The organism is Lacibacter sediminis, from assembly GCF_014168535.1.
Lineage (GTDB): Bacteria > Bacteroidota > Bacteroidia > Chitinophagales > Chitinophagaceae > Lacibacter > Lacibacter sediminis.
On sequence record NZ_CP060007.1, the window covers coordinates 1,490,837 to 1,507,085 of the forward strand.

Here is a 16,249-nt window from a genome sequence, read left to right on the forward strand (position 1 = left end):
TAAAATATGGCATTCAGAAAAGACAACCGTCAGAGGCCTACGTTTTCAAAGATCACCATTGGTCTGGCTTCTCCTGATACAATCCTGGAGCGTAGCTTTGGTGAAGTATTAAAGCCGGAAACAATCAACTATCGTACTTATAAACCTGAACGTGATGGTTTGTTTTGCGAAAGAATTTTCGGACCAGTAAAAGATTTCGAATGTGCCTGCGGTAAGTACAAGCGTATCCGTTATAAGGGTATTGTGTGCGACCGTTGTGGTGTTGAAGTAACAGAAAAGAAAGTGCGTCGTGAGCGTATGGGTCACATCAAATTGGTGGTGCCTGTTGTACACATCTGGTATTTCAAATCATTACCTAACAAAATCGGTTACCTGTTAGGTGTAAGCTCTAAGAAATTAGAGACCATTGTATACTACGAGCGCTATGTGGTTATTCAACCCGGCGTAAAAGAAAATATGGCGATGGGCGATCTTCTTACTGAAGAAGAGTACCTCGATCTGTTAGATACATTACCAAAAGATAACCAGTACCTGCCTGATGAAGATCCTCAGAAATTCATTGCAAAGATGGGTGCTGAAGCTGTGCATGATATGTTGCAGCGTATTGATCTCGATCAATTGAGCTACGACTTACGTAATGCTGCTGCAACTGAAACTTCACAACAACGTAAAGCAGATGCGTTAAAGCGTTTGAGCGTTGTAGAAGCTTTCCGTGATGCAAACCTCCGCATTACAAACCGTCCTGAATGGATGGTTATGCAATACATCCCGGTTATTCCACCGGAACTTCGTCCGCTTGTTCCTTTGGATGGTGGTCGTTTTGCATCATCAGATCTGAATGATCTTTATCGTCGTGTAATTATCCGTAATAATCGTTTGAAAAGATTATTGGAGATCAAAGCTCCTGAAGTAATCCTTCGTAACGAGAAACGTATGTTGCAGGAAGCGATCGATTCATTATTTGATAACTCAAGAAAATCAAATGCTGTAAAGGCCGAAGGCGGTCGTGCATTGAAATCATTGAGTGATGTATTGAAAGGTAAACAAGGTCGTTTCCGTCAGAACTTGCTTGGTAAACGTGTTGACTATTCCGGTCGTTCGGTTATCGTGGTAGGTCCTGAAATGAAATTGCATGAGTGCGGTCTTCCAAAAGATATGGCTGCTGAATTGTTTAAACCATTCATCATCCGTAAGCTGATTGAAAGAGGTATCGTTAAAACAGTGAAGTCTGCACGTAAACTCGTAGATAAGAAAGAAGCCATTGTTTGGGATATTCTTGAAAATATATTGAAAGGTCACCCGATCATGTTGAACCGTGCCCCCACGCTTCACCGTTTGTCGATTCAGGCCTTCCAACCTAAATTGATTGAAGGTAAAGCCATTCAACTTCACCCGCTCGTGTGTTCTGCGTTCAACGCCGATTTCGATGGTGATCAGATGGCGGTACACGTTCCGTTGAGCAATGCTGCTGTATTGGAAGCTCAGTTATTGATGCTTGCATCACACAACATCCTTAACCCGCAGAACGGTCAGCCAATTACTCTTCCTTCTCAGGACATGGTACTTGGATTGTACTATATTTCTAAAGGCAAGAAAACAACTGATACTGAAATCGTAAAAGGTCAGGGCAAAGCATTCTATTCTGCAGAAGAGGTAATCATTGCTTACAACGAGAAGCAGGTTGATCTTCATGCATGGATTAAAGTAAAAGCCAACGTACGTGATGCAGAAACAGGCCAGTTAACAAATAAGTTAATTGAAACAACTGTTGGTCGTGTGATCTTTAACCAGTTTGTACCAAAAGAAGTTGGTTTCGTAAACGCTTTATTAACGAAGAAGAACCTTCGTGAAATCATTGGCGATATTATTGAAATCACCAACGTTCCAAAAACGGCTAAGTTCCTTGATGATATCAAGACACTTGGTTTCCGTACAGCCTTCCAGGGTGGTTTGTCGTTCAACATTAACGATCTCATCATTCCTGAAGTGAAAGAACAATTGGTCGATAATGCACAAGGTGAAGTAAACGAAGTTTGGGATAGCTATAACATGGGTCTTATCACCAACAATGAACGTTACAACCAGATCATCGATATCTGGAGTCGTGTTGATACCCGTGTAACTGAAACGTTGATTCGTGAAATGGCTGCTGATAAGCAAGGTTTCAACTCTGTGTACATGATGCTTGATTCAGGTGCCCGTGGTAGTAAGCAGCAGGTAAAACAGCTCGCCGGTATCAGGGGTCTGATGGCCAAGCCCCGTAAGAGTGGTTCTACAGGAAGCGAGATCATCGAGAATCCTGTATTGAGCAACTTTAAAGATGGCTTGAGTGTATTGGATTACTTTATCTCTACGCATGGTGCCCGTAAAGGTCTTGCAGATACTGCCTTGAAAACAGCAGATGCCGGTTACTTAACCCGTCGTTTGGTTGACGTTGCGCAGGATGTTGTTATTAAAGATGAAGATTGCGGAACATTGCGTGGTATTGCAACAAGTGCATTGAAAGATAACGAAGATATTATTGAACCATTGAGCGATCGTATTGAAGGACGTACATCATTACACGATGTGTATGATCCGATTTCAGACGAACTCATTGTTGCCGCTGGCCAGGAAATTTCTCCTGCTATTGCGAAGAAGATCGAAGACAGAGGTATTGAAACTGTTGATATCCGTTCAGTACTTACCTGCGAAAGCAAGCGTGGTGTGTGTGTGAAGTGTTATGGTAAAAACCTGGCTACAGGTGTGGTTGCACAAAAAGGTGATGCTGTAGGTATCATCGCTGCGCAATCAATTGGTGAGCCTGGTACACAGCTTACACTGCGTACCTTCCACGTGGGTGGTGTTGCGGGCTCTGCATCAGTAGAATCTACATTGCCGGCTAAGTTTGACGGAACGATCCAGTTCGATGGTTTACGTACTGTAACAACTACTAATAACGAAGGTGAGAAAGTACAGCTGGTAATCGGTCGTACCGGTGAGGTGCGTATCATGGATGTGAAGAATGATCGTTTATTGATCACCAACAACGTTCCTTACGGTTCAACATTGGCGGTGAAAGATGGTCAGCAAGTGAAGAAAGGTGATGTGCTTTGTACATGGGATCCGTTCAACAACGTAGTAGTTGCTGAAATTGCCGGTACAATTAAGTTTGAAAACATTCTTGATGGTATCACATTCCGTGAAGAAGCCGATGAACAAACAGGACACCGTGAGAAAGTGGTTATCGAAACAAAAGATAAAACAAAGATCCCTGCATTGCTGGTTGAAGGCAAAGAGATCAAGTCTTACAACTTGCCTGTTGGTTCACACATTGTGATCGAAGAAGGCGAAGAGGTAATTGCCGGTCAGGTGTTGGTGAAAATCCCACGTGTACTTGGTAAGCTTCGTGATATCACCGGTGGTCTTCCACGTGTAACTGAATTGTTTGAAGCTCGTAACCCAGGTAACCCTGCTATCGTTTCTGAAATTGACGGTGTGGTAACCTTTGGTAATATCAAGCGTGGTAACCGTGAGATCATTGTAACAAGTAAGGATGATGTTGTGAAGAAGTACTTAGTACCTCTTACTCGCCAGATCCTTGCACAGGAAGGTGATTTCATTAAAGCCGGTGTTCCGTTAAGCGATGGACAAATTGCTCCTGCAGATATCCTCACTATCAAAGGTCCGTTTGCTGTACAAGAGTATGTGGTGAATGAAATCCAGGAAGTTTACCGTTTACAAGGTGTAAGAATTAATGATAAGCATATTGAAACCATCGTTCGTCAAATGATGAAGAAAGTTGAGATCATTGATGCAGGTGATACCAAGTTCCTTGAAGAGGATCTGGTTGATCGCTTTGAGTTCAATGAAGAAAACGATCGCATCTTCGATAAGAAAGTGGTTACTGAACCTGGCGACAGTCATAAGTTCCGCCCTGGCCAGATCGTTACACTCCGTGAGTTCCGTGAAGAGAACAGCGTACTCCGCCGTGCTGATAAGAAGCTGGTGGAAGTAAGAGATGCTCATCCTGCAACTGCACAACCGGTATTGCTTGGTATTACCAAAGCATCATTGGGTGTACAAAGCTGGATCTCTGCTGCATCGTTCCAGGAAACAACAAAAGTGTTGAGTACAGCTGCAATTGAAGGTAAAACTGATGATTTATTAGGCTTGAAAGAGAACGTAATCACAGGTCACCCGATCCCTGCAGGTACAGGCTTACGTGAATTCGAAAACATGATCGTAGGTAGCAAGGAAGAATATGAATTGCTCCTTACAACCAAAGAAGCAATGAGCTTCGATGAAGAAGAATAAGCAATAGCTGAATGATAAAATCAAAGTCTCTCCGCCTTGGTGGAGAGACTTTTTTTATTGATGTCTGTTCACCTGCAAGGTGACTGAACTTCATATTAAGTACGAAGTAAGAAGTACGAGGTGCGAAAGGGAAATATGCGGTAAGAAGTACTTCAAGGACACTGTGATTAGTTGATTTGTTTACTTGGATTTTGTTTTTTGGATTTTCTTGCTCTTTTAGCCTTCGCTTGTTAACGCTTTCTTAAAAAGCATTTCGTTTTTTTACACTCACCTGAAATCCTTTACTTTGCCCACCTGATTATGAAAAGTATACAAAGCATTTTATTGTGGATAGTGGCAGCTGCAGTAGCTGTACTTTATGTGTTGCATTTCAGCGGTAAAAAACCAAAGGAAACAACGGGTGGTGTAGTTAAGAAAGACAGTGCTGACGCAAAGGAGCAACATATCAGGGTTGCATATATCGATCTTGATACCATTCAGAAATATTACGAGTTTTTCAAATTGAAGAACGATGATATTGAGCGTGAAAAATCTCGTTACGATAACCAGATACAAAGTGAGTTAAACAAACTTGAACGTGACCGTATCGAGTTCCTGAAAAAAGGACAGGCCATTACACAAGTGGAAGCTGAGAAGTTTCAACAGGAGTATCAGACACGCTATCAGCAAATCGGTCAGCGTCAGCAAACATTGCAAGGACAGCATCTCGAGAACCAGGCAAAAGCAATTGACGATATTCAGAAACGTATCAACGAATACCTCAAAGAATACAACCAAACAGGGAAGTATCACTTTATCTTCTCCACCCAGGAAGGTAATCCCACGCTTTATTACAAAGACACTGCTTTCAACATTACCAACGAAGTAGTGAAGGGTTTAAACGAAAAGTACAAGCAATCCAAGAAGCAATAGCGGTTTCAAATTAATCCTTATCTTCCGTTTCATTTATTTATTTTGAAACGAAACCATTGCTATGACTTCAACTCAGCAGGAATTTAAACCGTCTTTAAGTTTATTGGATGCAACAATGGTTGTTGCAGGTTCAATGATCGGCTCGGGTATTTTCATAGTTAGTGCCGATATTACACGTAATGTAGGCAGTGCAGGATGGTTATTGGTAGTATGGCTTGTTACCGGTTTTATGACCTTAACTGCAGCACTCAGTTATGGCGAGTTGAGTGCCATGTTTCCAAAAGCAGGTGGGCAGTATGTTTACCTCAAAGAAGCATTTAATAAACTTGCCGGCTTTCTCTACGGATGGAGTTTCTTTACTGTTATTCAAACCGCAACTATTGCGGCAGTAGGTGTTGCTTTCTCTAAATTCACCGGTTATTTTATTCCTGCATTAGATATTAATGATGAGAATATTCTATTCCAGGTGGGTCTGTTTAAATTGTACCCGGCACAAATTGTTTCAATACTCGTCATCGCATTACTCACCTATATCAACACAAGAGGTATTAATGGAGGGAAGGCTATACAAACCGTATTTACGATCACAAAACTTCTGTCACTATTTGGCTTGATCGTCTTCGGATTAATGATGGCTGCAAAAGCAGATGTATGGAATGCCAACTGGAGCAATGCATGGGAAATGAATAAATTATCTGAAGGTGGAATGATTGCTGGTGTTGCAGGCAGTGCAGTGTTAGGTGCAATTGCGGCATCAATGGTTGGTTCAATTTTCAGCAGCGATGCATGGAACAACGTTACATTCATTGCAGGCGAAATAAAAAATCCAAAACGAAATATTGGTTTAAGTCTTTTCCTGGGAACATTGATCGTTACTCTCATTTATGTTGCGGCAAATGTGATGTACATCAGCGTGCTGCCGATGAATGAAATAGCTTTTGCAAAGCAAGACAGGGTAGCTGTAGCGGCTGCGAATGAAATTTTTGGCAACGTGGGCACCTATGTTATTGCAGCTATGATCATGATCTCAACATTCGGTTGTATCAATGGATTGGTATTGGCAGGTGCAAGGGTTTATTATACTATGGCGCAGGATGGATTGTTTTTTAAACAGGCAGGCACCTTAAATAAAAATGCAGTACCACAATGGGCATTATGGGCACAATGTGTGTGGGCTTCATTACTTTGTTTAAGCGGACAGTATGGCGATTTGCTTGATATGATCTCATTCGTTGTGGTATTGTTTTATGTGCTTACCATTATCGGTATATTTGTATTACGTGCAAAACGTCCCGATATCGAACGTCCGTATAAAGCATTTGCTTACCCGGTATTGCCAATCATTTATATTATACTTGGATTGACGTTTTGTTTCTTCTTAATTACCATGAAGCCTCTGTATGCCGGTATTGGATTTGGAATTGTTTTATTAGGCATACCTGTTTATTATATTGCAGTCGCAAATCAAAAGAAGTAGATTTTACTATGAGCGTTTCGAAGTTTGATCAATTGTTTCAACAGTTCTCGCAACTAAAAGCAGGTGTGATTGGTGATGTAATGCTTGATACGTATATGTGGGGACATGTAGAACGTATTTCACCTGAAGCGCCTGTTCCAATTGTTGCATTAGATAAAACAGAATACCGTGTTGGTGGTGCATCAAATGTTGCATTGAACATTGCTTCGTTAGGTGCTTCTGTTTCTATTCTTAGTGTAATTGGTAATGATGATGATGGTAAACAGTTACGTCAACTACTGGAACATCAACAGATCAAAACAGATTTTTTACTTGGCAGCGATAAGCGTGCAACCACAAGTAAAACAAGGATCATCAGCCGTAATCAGCAAATGATGCGCCTTGATAAAGAAATTGCAACCGATCTTGGTTATGAAGATGAAAACAGGTTGATTCTTGCGCTTCAAACATTCATTGCACAGGAAAAACCGGATGTGATCATTTTTGAAGATTACAACAAGGGCGTGTTAACAGAACACGTCATTCAGAAAGCAATTGCTCTTTGCAAACACCATGGCATTATTACAACCGTTGATCCAAAACGTAAAAACTTCTTTTCTTATAAGTCAGTTGATGTTTTCAAACCAAATCTGAAAGAAGTAAAAGATGCATTGAATCTGTTGGTTGATGTTGTGAATGAAGAGTCTCTTCGTCATATTCATGCAGAGTTAAAATCTCAATTGCAACATCATATTTCATTTATCACTCTTTCTGAAAAGGGAGTGTTTTATCAAAACGAAGAAAATGCTGCTGTTATTCCATCTCATCTTCGCAGTATTGCAGATGTTAGCGGAGCAGGCGATACAGTGATTGCGGTTGCATCACTTGTGTATGCGGCCACAAAAGATGTTGAGCTGATGGCAGAAGTAGCAAATATTGCAGGTGGATTGGTTTGTGAAGAAGTAGGTACTGCTGCGATTAACCGTGAGCGTTTGATACAGGAGTGTAAATTATTATTGAGTTAAGCATGGGTGATTTTTCAATTGCGATACATGGTGGAGCAGGAACGATCCTTAAAAAAGATCTGACACCTGAACTGGAAGCTGCTTATACAAAAGGTCTTGCAGATGCTGTTGCAAGCGGATACGAAGTGTTATCAAAAGGTGGCAATGCAATTGATGCAGTTACCGCCGCTGTTATTTCCCTCGAAGATTGTATTTTATTTAATGCAGGCAAAGGTTCTGTGTTTACAAAAACAGGTGGACATGAAATGGATGCAGCCATCATGAATGGTATTTCATTGGAAGCAGGTGCAGTTGCCGGTGTTAGTAGTGTAAAGAATCCTGTGCTTCTGGCAAAAACGATCATGGAAAAAAGTGAACATGTGATGCTGAGTGGTGACGGTGCATTGCAGTTCGCAAAGCAACAGCAGTTGCAACTGGAAGCGGAGGATTATTTCTTTTCGCAATTTCGTTACGATCAATGGCAATTGGTAAAGAACGAAAACAGTGCAGCACTTGATCATAATATTCAACTCGAGAAAAAATTCGGAACAGTAGGAGCTGTGGCTTGTGATGCAAATGGAAATCTTGCTGCAGCAACAAGTACCGGCGGCATGACGAATAAAAATTTCAACCGCATTGGCGATACGCCGGTGATTGGATCTGGTACATACGCCAACAATCAAACGTGTGCTATATCCTGTACAGGTCATGGCGAATTATTTCTGCGTGCCGTTGCAGCTTATGATGTCAGTTGCCTGATGGAATACAAAGGCATGAACCTTCAGCAAGCAATGGAAATTGTTACCCTCGATAAATTGGTTAAGATCAATGGCGAAGGTGGTATGATCGGCGTCGATGGGAATGCAAACACTGCTATGATCTTTAACAGCGAAGGCATGTACCGTGCCATGCAACACAGCAGGGGCGAAAAACAGATCGCTATCTACAAGTAAAAACTCTCTCTTATCTTTGAGGCTATGCAAACATATGTTGTAATTGTGGCCGGCGGTGCCGGTAAACGAATGGGTTCTGTCCTTCCTAAACAATTTCTACTCTTAAAGAATAAGCCTGTCTTATACTATACCATCGATGCTTTTCTGAAAGCATTGCCTGATTGTAAAGTGATCGTGGTATTGCCGGAAGAACATTTGGAGTTGGGCAAAGAGATCATCGATGGTTTTTTTGATGCGCAACGCATACAACTTACTGTTGGTGGCGAAACACGTTTTCATTCTGTGCAAAATGGGTTAAAGCTGATCGAAGAAGAGTCGATTATTTTTGTACATGATGGAGTGCGTTGCCTGGTAAGTGAAGAATTGATTCAACGTTGTTATGCTGCTGCGTCGGAAACAGGTAGTGCTATTCCTGCAGTTGAATGTCGTGACAGTGTGCGGATGATCACTGAAGAAGGAAATGATCCTGTTGACAGAAGTAAACTACGATTGGTGCAAACACCGCAAACTTTTCATAGTAAAATATTACTTCCTGCCTTTGCTATCGATTACAAAGCATGGTTTACCGATGAGGCAAATGTTGTGGAAGCTTTTGGTTTGAAAGTAACACTTGTACAAGGAGAAGAAACGAATATTAAAATCACGAACCCGATCGACTTGGTGATAGCAGAGAATATACTGGAAGCGTAAAATGTTTTAAGGCTGCTTGTTTAAGTCAATCTCGACTATCGCTGATTGACTGTACCGTCCTTCGACTCCCGCCTATTGCGGGACAGGTTCGCTCAGGACTCATTATTCATCATTCATCACTCATTCCTTCAACCACTTCAATAATTTCGGTAAGCGGTTCATGCGCAACGCAGGATATCGTTCTTCTATAGCGCCATAGCTGCTATAGAAAAATGCCAGATTGCGGATATCACTTCCTTCAAAATCAAGTATTGTATTTGTGCCGGCATGAGTTGCTATAAAACGGTCGATGAGATAATGCGAAGCGCCTAATGTTTTTCCATTTGGGTGATTGCCGACAAGGATATAATACCAGCGATTGTGAGAATGAAGAAATACGGCAGATGCAAGCAGTTGGTTAGTGTTATTATAAATACCCAACGTTTCTGCAAGCTGTTTGTTCTTAGCTAAATCAAACAAGCTTTTAAACCGATCCAGTTGTTCATCACTGATTGCTGAAACACGTTGCATCGTTTCTTTTGCCAGTGCAATAATGTCTTCTACGGGAATATTTTGTTTTGCAACCAAACCGCTTTGTTCTGCTTTCCTGATGTTTCGTTTCAGGTTGGTTCGGTATTGCTCTGCTATTTCAGTGTAAGGGTTATTTAATGGAAGTATAAAGTTCAGCCGTTCCGTTAACTGAAAGCCTTCGACAGGAAAAAGGTTGTTGTGATTAAGGTAAATGTCAATGTAACGTAAACGCTTCGGTATTTTTTTCAGGAATGCTTCTGTTACTACGGCATTGATTTGATTTTTTGAAAAGATGCCGAGGCTTGCACAGAAATAAGGTTGAAAAAGATAATGAATGCCGTATTTCTTATTCCATGTAAGCGGCATGATGGTTTCATAGTCATTCAACACTAAAGCATCCCAATGATCAGCCATTGTATCAAGATACCAGGAGTAAGCATAGATCAAACCATTTTCTGCGTGTTGCACACAGTTATCCCATTTTTGCTTATCAATTTCAGCGTGTGATATGTACTTGATCTGTGGCATCAGTAGGGCATGCGGCGGTCGATCTTTTTCAAACTGAAGTTTTGAATATCGATTGTGAATGAAATGTTCTTGAGGAAACGTTTTTCGGTTATTGTTGACAGGAAATAATCTTTATAAGGTTTGCTGTACAGCAACGGCGCATAAATATTAACCGTGTTCTTCAGTAACGACAGTTGTAACCCTGCATTGTATAATACTTTGCTTCCTTCTGCATTGGCTTTCCATGCATCAGCGTAAGTACCAATATCCATGTACAGTTTCAGTGGAACACGAAAGGGAAGTATATTCAGAATATTGATCTGATCAGGAATGTCTGTTGAAAAATTAAGTGCCATCAGCCAATCATCTGTCTTGCCGATTTTATTCGCCAACAGATCAGTACGCACTTTAAAGCCACCATCACGCATCATCATTTGCTGACTGGCGAAGCCCTCAAATTCATTACGTCCTGCAAAGTAATTGCTGTACGTATAATCTTCATAGCCTTTTGGCGCCGACAAATTCAAATGATAGGGATCTGTACCAAACTGTTTGCTGATGGTTCGTTCACCGAGATAAATAAATTTACCTGCAAACACCCGGATGTCTGCACCAAGTTTTTCATTGTAGTTAAAGTAGTAATTACCGGTAAATGCCAATCGCACAAAGTCTTTTGCCTGCTCAGCCATTAACTCACCACGATAGGGATAAAGAACTCTTTTGTCCTGTATCACAAAACGAAGCTGGTTCAAATAGCGGCTGGCACTTATCGTTGAAATTTTTGTAAAACGATCTCCATTTGGGAACGTATCGCTTTTGAAGCGAAGATCATCCTCATCCAGTAAAAAAGTTTTCCATTGGATAAAACGTTCTCTTGTGCTTCTGGGGTTCTTTTCAGCAAATACGAATTTAAGAGTGGGCGATAGTTTCCTGAAACCGGTAATGTATTTCTGATTCGCTGTATCAACAAAATCATTTGTGTTAAACTTCAATACATTTACTGCAAGTGTAATTCGTTGAAAAGTTTTTGCCGGATATATGGTATAGCTCATTCGTGCAAAACCATTCAGCTGTTTACTCTTGGTAGCGTACATAGGCGCTACAATAAACTGGAACTTTGTTGGCGGAAATGTATAGTTCGTTAAAGCAGCTCCGATCATGAATCCATCATACATATTAATTCCTGCAACAGGCGTAATGATCAGTGCATTTGTTGTGTTGGTATTATTTGCTGCAAGCAATGAAAGGCGAAGTTTCTTTTTTTCGGGTGGTTGCAAAGAACTTTCCTGGTGTAGTAATGCAAAAACAGAATCAAGATTTTTTCCACTGCTTTGTTCAAGCACAGCTTTCAGATCAGAAGGATAAGGGTGCTTAAATTTCCATTGCTGAAAATATTGCTGCATTGCTTTACTGAGTGCTTCCTTGCCCAGTTCGTTTTCCAATAACTGCATGAACTGTGCACCTTTCTCATAAGCGATCAATGAATAATTAGCTTCAGTCAAACTATCTGCTGTTGTACTTAATGGCTGTGCAAGATGTAAGCGTTCAAACGTTTCAAGGAACATTGCTTCATCTGCTTTTAACTGAACAGTTTTTTTCTTTTTAGCGATTGGCTTATAACGACTCAACTCTTTTTCAAACCACTTATCATAGTAACTGTTGACGCCTTCATCAAACCAGGGATAAACCTGTTCGTTATTGGCGATCATTCCCTGGAACCAGTTATGCCCAACTTCGTGTTCAATAACACTTTCCAGTGCTTTTTCATTTGCCATTGGAGAAATGGAGGTAATACATGGATATTCCATGCCTCCTTGAAAGCCCATCTTTGCTTCTACAGCAGCAACTGTGTTGTAAGGATATTCGCCAATCGTATTACTTCTGAAACGAACCGCATCTTTTATCATTCGTGTACTGTTCTTCCAAACAGATTTACTTTCTGCTGAAAAGGCAGTGAACACATCAACAACCCGGTTATTGTTTAACTGAATGGTGTCATAACGAACAAGATATTTTTTATCAGCAAACCATGCAAAATCGTGAATATTGGTTTGTGTATAGAAAAGTGTTTTTGTTTCCTCTTTATTTGCAATAACCGGTAGAGGCTTGGTTGTTTTTTTTGTTGTCGGCGCAGGCTTTTTTGTTTTAATGATTTTTTGGGGCTCATCAACCTTTGCTTTGTCTTTCAGCCATTGCAATTCTTCAATGGTTTGCAAGTTGCCTGTGCTGAGTACCACATAACTCTTCGGCACTGTGATCTTTACTTCATAATTGCCAAAATCGCTATAAAATTCTCCCTGGTCTAAGTAAGGCATCGGGTGCCAGCCATAACGGTCATACACAGCCGGTTTCGGATACCATTGCGTTACCTGGTAACTTTTGCCAATGTGCCCGCCTCTGGAAAAATTCTTCGGCAACTTTACATGAAAGGGAGTTGTGAGTTCAATGGATGCGCCCGGTGCCAATGGTTGTGGCAATACCACTTTAATGATATCGATATGCTGGGGATGATCTTCTGTTTTTGCAAGCACGGAGTTTACACGAAAATCGAGACGGTTGATATAGCCACGGTCTTCACTATTGGAGAAATAAAAATCTGTACGACCGTTTTCGAGCAATTGGTCACTGAAAGCCGTTCTGTCTGTGCGATACGCATTGGGCCATAAATGAAACCAGATGAACCTTAATGTATCAGGCGAGTTATTGATGTATTCAATTTTTGCAAAACCGTCTAAATTATGTTCTGCATCGTTGAGCGTAACATCAAGTTTAAAATTAACCTGCTGCTGCCAGTATGTTTGCTGGGCATGCAGAGAATGGGTGACGATTAGCAGCAGGAGGGAAAGGATATATTTCACTCAATGGGTTTTCTCAAAAATAACATCTTCTTTCCGTTACACCTATAGTTTGCTCCGCTGTTTTAAAAGTTCAAAGTAAGCATCAAGATTTTTACCGCTCACTTCTTCCAGCACCTGCTTGAAATCTTCGGGATAGGGGTGGCGGAATTTCCACTTATCGTAATAGGTATGAATGGCCTTTTCAAACACTTCGCTCCCAAGTCCCTGTTCAAGCAAATATGCCCAGATGGCGGTTTTCAGATAAACGACCATGCCATATTCATCTTTGGTCTTGAATTTTTCAGAAGCTGTTTCTATTGCTTCGTTCATTGGTAATTCATTCAATGCATTGTAAACAATACCAAGAAATTCTGAAGGACCACGCTGTTTCAATTCAGCTGGCAAAGAGTTGCCAAATACAGAATTACTCCTGTATTTTTCTGCTTCGTAACGGAACTGGAAGAACGTATTCAATCCTTCATCCATCCACGCATGTAAGCGTTCATTGCTGCCGAGTATTCCATAAAACCAGTTATGCCCCACTTCATGTGTGATCACTGCATCAAGTGTTTCTTTATCTGCAGATGGACTTGTAATGAGCGTTACCATCGGGTATTCCATTCCTCCACTCGATACATTGCCTGGTCCTTCAACTGCATTTACTGTCGGGTAGGGATACTCGCCGATCCATTTTGAATAGTTACGCACAGCATCTTCTACATGATCAACACTATTGCTCCATTGCGTATTTGCATTATTAGTGAAGAATGTAAATGCATCAACTATTTTACCGGAAGCAAGCGCAAGCGTATCGTATTGCACAATAAAATCATTATCGGTAAACCAAGCAAAGTCATGTACGTTTTCAGCTTTGTATTGAAGCGTTTTTGTTGGAGTAGATGTATTCACAGTATAACGCTCAAAATCTTTCGTACGTGTTTTGTTTACTTTGCCTGCTGCTTTCAGCTTCTGTAATTCATCTTCAGTTTGTAATGAGCCTGTTGCTGCTACAATGTAGTTGGATGGCACCGTGATATTTACGTTAAAAGAACCAAACTCGCTGTAATATTCACCCATATTCAAATAAGGCATAGGATGCCATCCTTTCCGATCGTATACAGCAGGCTTTGGATACCACTGACAAACGGCAAACGCATCATCAATAAAACCACTTCTTGAAAAGTAAGTCGGGAACTTTACATAGAATGGAGTTGTGATGTTGATTTTGTTACCCGGAAGCAATGGTTGTGGAAGAATCAGCTTAACGATGTCAATATTTTCTTTATCTGCTTCTACTTTTATCGATTGGTCATTGATCTTGAAATTAAGACTATCGATATATCCTTTATCTGCTTTTTTAAACTTGCTTAACCCTGCTTTGTCGCCTTCTTTGTATTGGTTATACAAGGCTGTGCTGTTGTTCTTGTAAGCATTTGGCCAAAGGTGAAACCAGATATAGGTAAGTGTATCAGGAGAGTGGTTGATATATTCCAACTGCTCAAACCCGTTAATAGATTTATCAGCAACATTCAGTTTAACATCAATAGTGTAATGTACTTCCTGTTGCCAGTAATTCTGCTGTGCAGATGCATTTATAGATGTGAGTGTAAGAATAAGAATGGCAAGTCTTTTCATCTGTTATAAATTAGAGTTGACGGTTTATATTTCTTATCTGCCTTTGCCTAAAAAGATCAGGCGAATAGTATGAATGATGATCTTTATGTCAAGCGCAAGCGAAATATTTTCAATATAGATGAGATCATATTTACTGCGTTCGATCATCTGTTCTACATTCTCCGCATAACCAAATTTCACCATGCCCCATGAAGTGATGCCGGGCTTTACTTTTAACAGATATCGATAATAAGGAGCACTTGCAACTATCTGGTCAATATAGAATCTGCGTTCAGGTCTTGGCCCAACCAAACTCATTTCTCCCTTGAGAATATTCCAGAACTGGGGCAATTCATCTAACCGCCATTTACGCATTACTTTACCCCAGGATGTAATGCGTTGATCAGTTTCTGATGATAGTGCCGGCCCGTTTGGTTCTGCACCAACGATCATGGAACGGAATTTATGAATATAAAAAGGCTTGCCTTTTAAACCGATTCTTTCTTGTGAATAAAACACGGGCCCTTTTGATGACAGTTTTACTTTAATGGCTACAAACAGTAAGAGTGGCGATAACAATATCAGCGAAAGTAGAGACGCAATGATATCCATTAAACGTTTAATGTTTTGCTGCCACTCACTCATCATGCCGGTGTGCAGATCAATGAGCATTGCACCAAATACATTGCTGGTACGAACTGAACCGGAGAGAATGTCAATGGTATTTGGCAAGAGTTTAATACTTACATCATGTTCACTCAAAATGCTAAGCGATTCTTCGAGCAATTGCCGTTCTGATTCTTCAGTAGCAATGATCACCTGTTCAATCCTGTGATTCCTGATCACATTTGGCAGATCTGACAGCTTTCCCAATGCAGGTAAATATTTGCTGAGGCCATTTGAGCTGATGTCGCCGGGGTAAAGGAATCCTGAAAAATGAAAGCCTTGTGTTTCGCTGCTTTCTTTAATGTCTTTGTAAAGTTTGATGGCGCTTTGCTTTGCACCAATGATAAGCGTGTTGATCTTTACATTTCCTGCCAGAAACTGTTGTTTGATATTGGTAAGAATGATCCAACGAAGCAACCAGGTAGAACTGAATTGCAGACCAAAAAGCAAGATCGATTCTTTGTAATAAAACGTATATGAAATAATACGATCATCGAGCAACAATGCAAAGAAGAGGATCACGCACCCAAGCAGACAGCAAAAAAAAGTAGTGGTGAGTTCCTGTAATCTTGATTTGCTGTATAAATTTTTGTACGTGCCAAATAGGTGATACAATACCAGCCAGAATACCGGGACAAGCAATATGCCCGCAAAAAAACGACTGTCAAATACCTGATCAAATAATGTGGATGCTTCGCCAAGTATCACCCGCCGTAACAGGTAAAACAATCCCCACGCAAACGTTGCAGAAAGCCAATCGGCAGCAACATACCAGCCAATATGTATCCGTGGTGTTTGGTTCAT

General features: G+C 40.8%; 10 protein-coding genes. 6 read left to right on the top strand and 4 right to left on the bottom strand.

All coding sequences use genetic code 11. The features are described from left to right. Positions 1-6: 6 nt before the first annotated feature. From rpoC to H4075_RS06505, 6 genes are all read left to right on the top strand, one after another. The gene (gene rpoC, locus H4075_RS06480) at positions 7-4,296 is read left to right on the top strand and encodes a DNA-directed RNA polymerase subunit beta' (RefSeq protein ID WP_182805235.1); all 4,290 of its coding nucleotides are present in this window, start codon (positions 7-9) and stop codon (positions 4,294-4,296) included. A gap of 300 nt (positions 4,297-4,596) precedes the next feature. Beyond that, a complete protein-coding gene (locus H4075_RS06485; RefSeq protein ID WP_182805237.1) occupies positions 4,597-5,208 on the top strand; it encodes an OmpH family outer membrane protein in 612 nt (203 codons plus the stop codon). A gap of 61 nt (positions 5,209-5,269) precedes the next feature. After that, positions 5,270-6,685: an APC family permease gene (locus H4075_RS06490; RefSeq protein WP_182805239.1), complete on the top strand. Its 1,416-nt coding sequence runs from the start codon at positions 5,270-5,272 to the stop codon at positions 6,683-6,685. Between the two features lie 8 nt (positions 6,686-6,693). Next, the gene (locus H4075_RS06495; RefSeq protein ID WP_182805241.1) at positions 6,694-7,689 is read left to right on the top strand and encodes a bifunctional heptose 7-phosphate kinase/heptose 1-phosphate adenyltransferase; all 996 of its coding nucleotides are present in this window, start codon (positions 6,694-6,696) and stop codon (positions 7,687-7,689) included. A gap of 2 nt (positions 7,690-7,691) precedes the next feature. Further along, positions 7,692-8,621, top strand: coding sequence for an isoaspartyl peptidase/L-asparaginase family protein (locus H4075_RS06500; RefSeq protein WP_182805243.1), 930 nt, complete (start codon positions 7,692-7,694; stop codon positions 8,619-8,621). Between the two features lie 24 nt (positions 8,622-8,645). After that, positions 8,646-9,311 carry a 2-C-methyl-D-erythritol 4-phosphate cytidylyltransferase gene (locus H4075_RS06505; protein WP_182805245.1) on the top strand — a complete coding sequence of 222 codons (666 nt, stop codon included), beginning with the start codon at positions 8,646-8,648 and terminating at the stop codon, positions 9,309-9,311. Positions 9,312-9,431: 120 nt separating this feature from the next. On the opposite strand, the gene H4075_RS06510 is transcribed toward H4075_RS06505, so the two are convergent. Genes H4075_RS06510 through H4075_RS06525 form a run of 4 tightly spaced genes read right to left on the bottom strand, consistent with a single transcriptional unit; the run spans position 9,432 to position 16,249 of the window. After that, complete coding sequence (locus H4075_RS06510; RefSeq protein WP_182805247.1) at positions 9,432-10,349, bottom strand: GNAT family N-acetyltransferase; 918 nt, start codon at positions 10,347-10,349, stop codon at positions 9,432-9,434. Continuing rightward, positions 10,349-13,186 (bottom strand): M1 family metallopeptidase, encoded by a 2,838-nt coding sequence (locus H4075_RS06515; RefSeq protein WP_182805249.1) that lies wholly within the window; start codon positions 13,184-13,186, stop codon positions 10,349-10,351. Before H4075_RS06515 ends, H4075_RS06510 begins: the two co-directional genes overlap by 1 nt. Positions 13,187-13,228: 42 nt before the next feature. Next, a complete protein-coding gene (locus H4075_RS06520) occupies positions 13,229-14,800 on the bottom strand; it encodes a M1 family metallopeptidase (RefSeq protein WP_182805251.1) in 1,572 nt (523 codons plus the stop codon). A 33-nt stretch (positions 14,801-14,833) separates the two neighbouring features. Beyond that, positions 14,834-16,249, bottom strand: coding sequence for a sugar transferase (locus H4075_RS06525; protein ID WP_182805252.1), 1,416 nt, complete (start codon positions 16,247-16,249; stop codon positions 14,834-14,836).

What these genes read in the sequence shown, in the direction of transcription:
- H4075_RS06500 (WP_182805243.1), top strand. Translation starts at nt 7,692, where the DNA reads ATGGGTGATTTTTCAATTGCGATACATGGTGGAGCAGGAACGATCCTT.
- H4075_RS06485 (WP_182805237.1), top strand. Translation starts at nt 4,597, where the DNA reads ATGAAAAGTATACAAAGCATTTTATTGTGGATAGTGGCAGCTGCAGTA.
- rpoC (WP_182805235.1), top strand. Translation starts at nt 7, where the DNA reads ATGGCATTCAGAAAAGACAACCGTCAGAGGCCTACGTTTTCAAAGATC.
- H4075_RS06490 (WP_182805239.1), top strand. Translation starts at nt 5,270, where the DNA reads ATGACTTCAACTCAGCAGGAATTTAAACCGTCTTTAAGTTTATTGGAT.
- H4075_RS06495 (WP_182805241.1), top strand. Translation starts at nt 6,694, where the DNA reads ATGAGCGTTTCGAAGTTTGATCAATTGTTTCAACAGTTCTCGCAACTA.
- H4075_RS06510 (WP_182805247.1), bottom strand. Translation starts at nt 10,349, where the DNA reads ATGCCACAGATCAAGTACATATCACACGCTGAAATTGATAAGCAAAAA.
- H4075_RS06505 (WP_182805245.1), top strand. Translation starts at nt 8,646, where the DNA reads ATGCAAACATATGTTGTAATTGTGGCCGGCGGTGCCGGTAAACGAATG.
- H4075_RS06520 (WP_182805251.1), bottom strand. Translation starts at nt 14,800, where the DNA reads ATGAAAAGACTTGCCATTCTTATTCTTACACTCACATCTATAAATGCA.
- H4075_RS06525 (WP_182805252.1), bottom strand. Translation starts at nt 16,249, where the DNA reads ATGAACCAAACACCACGGATACATATTGGCTGGTATGTTGCTGCCGAT.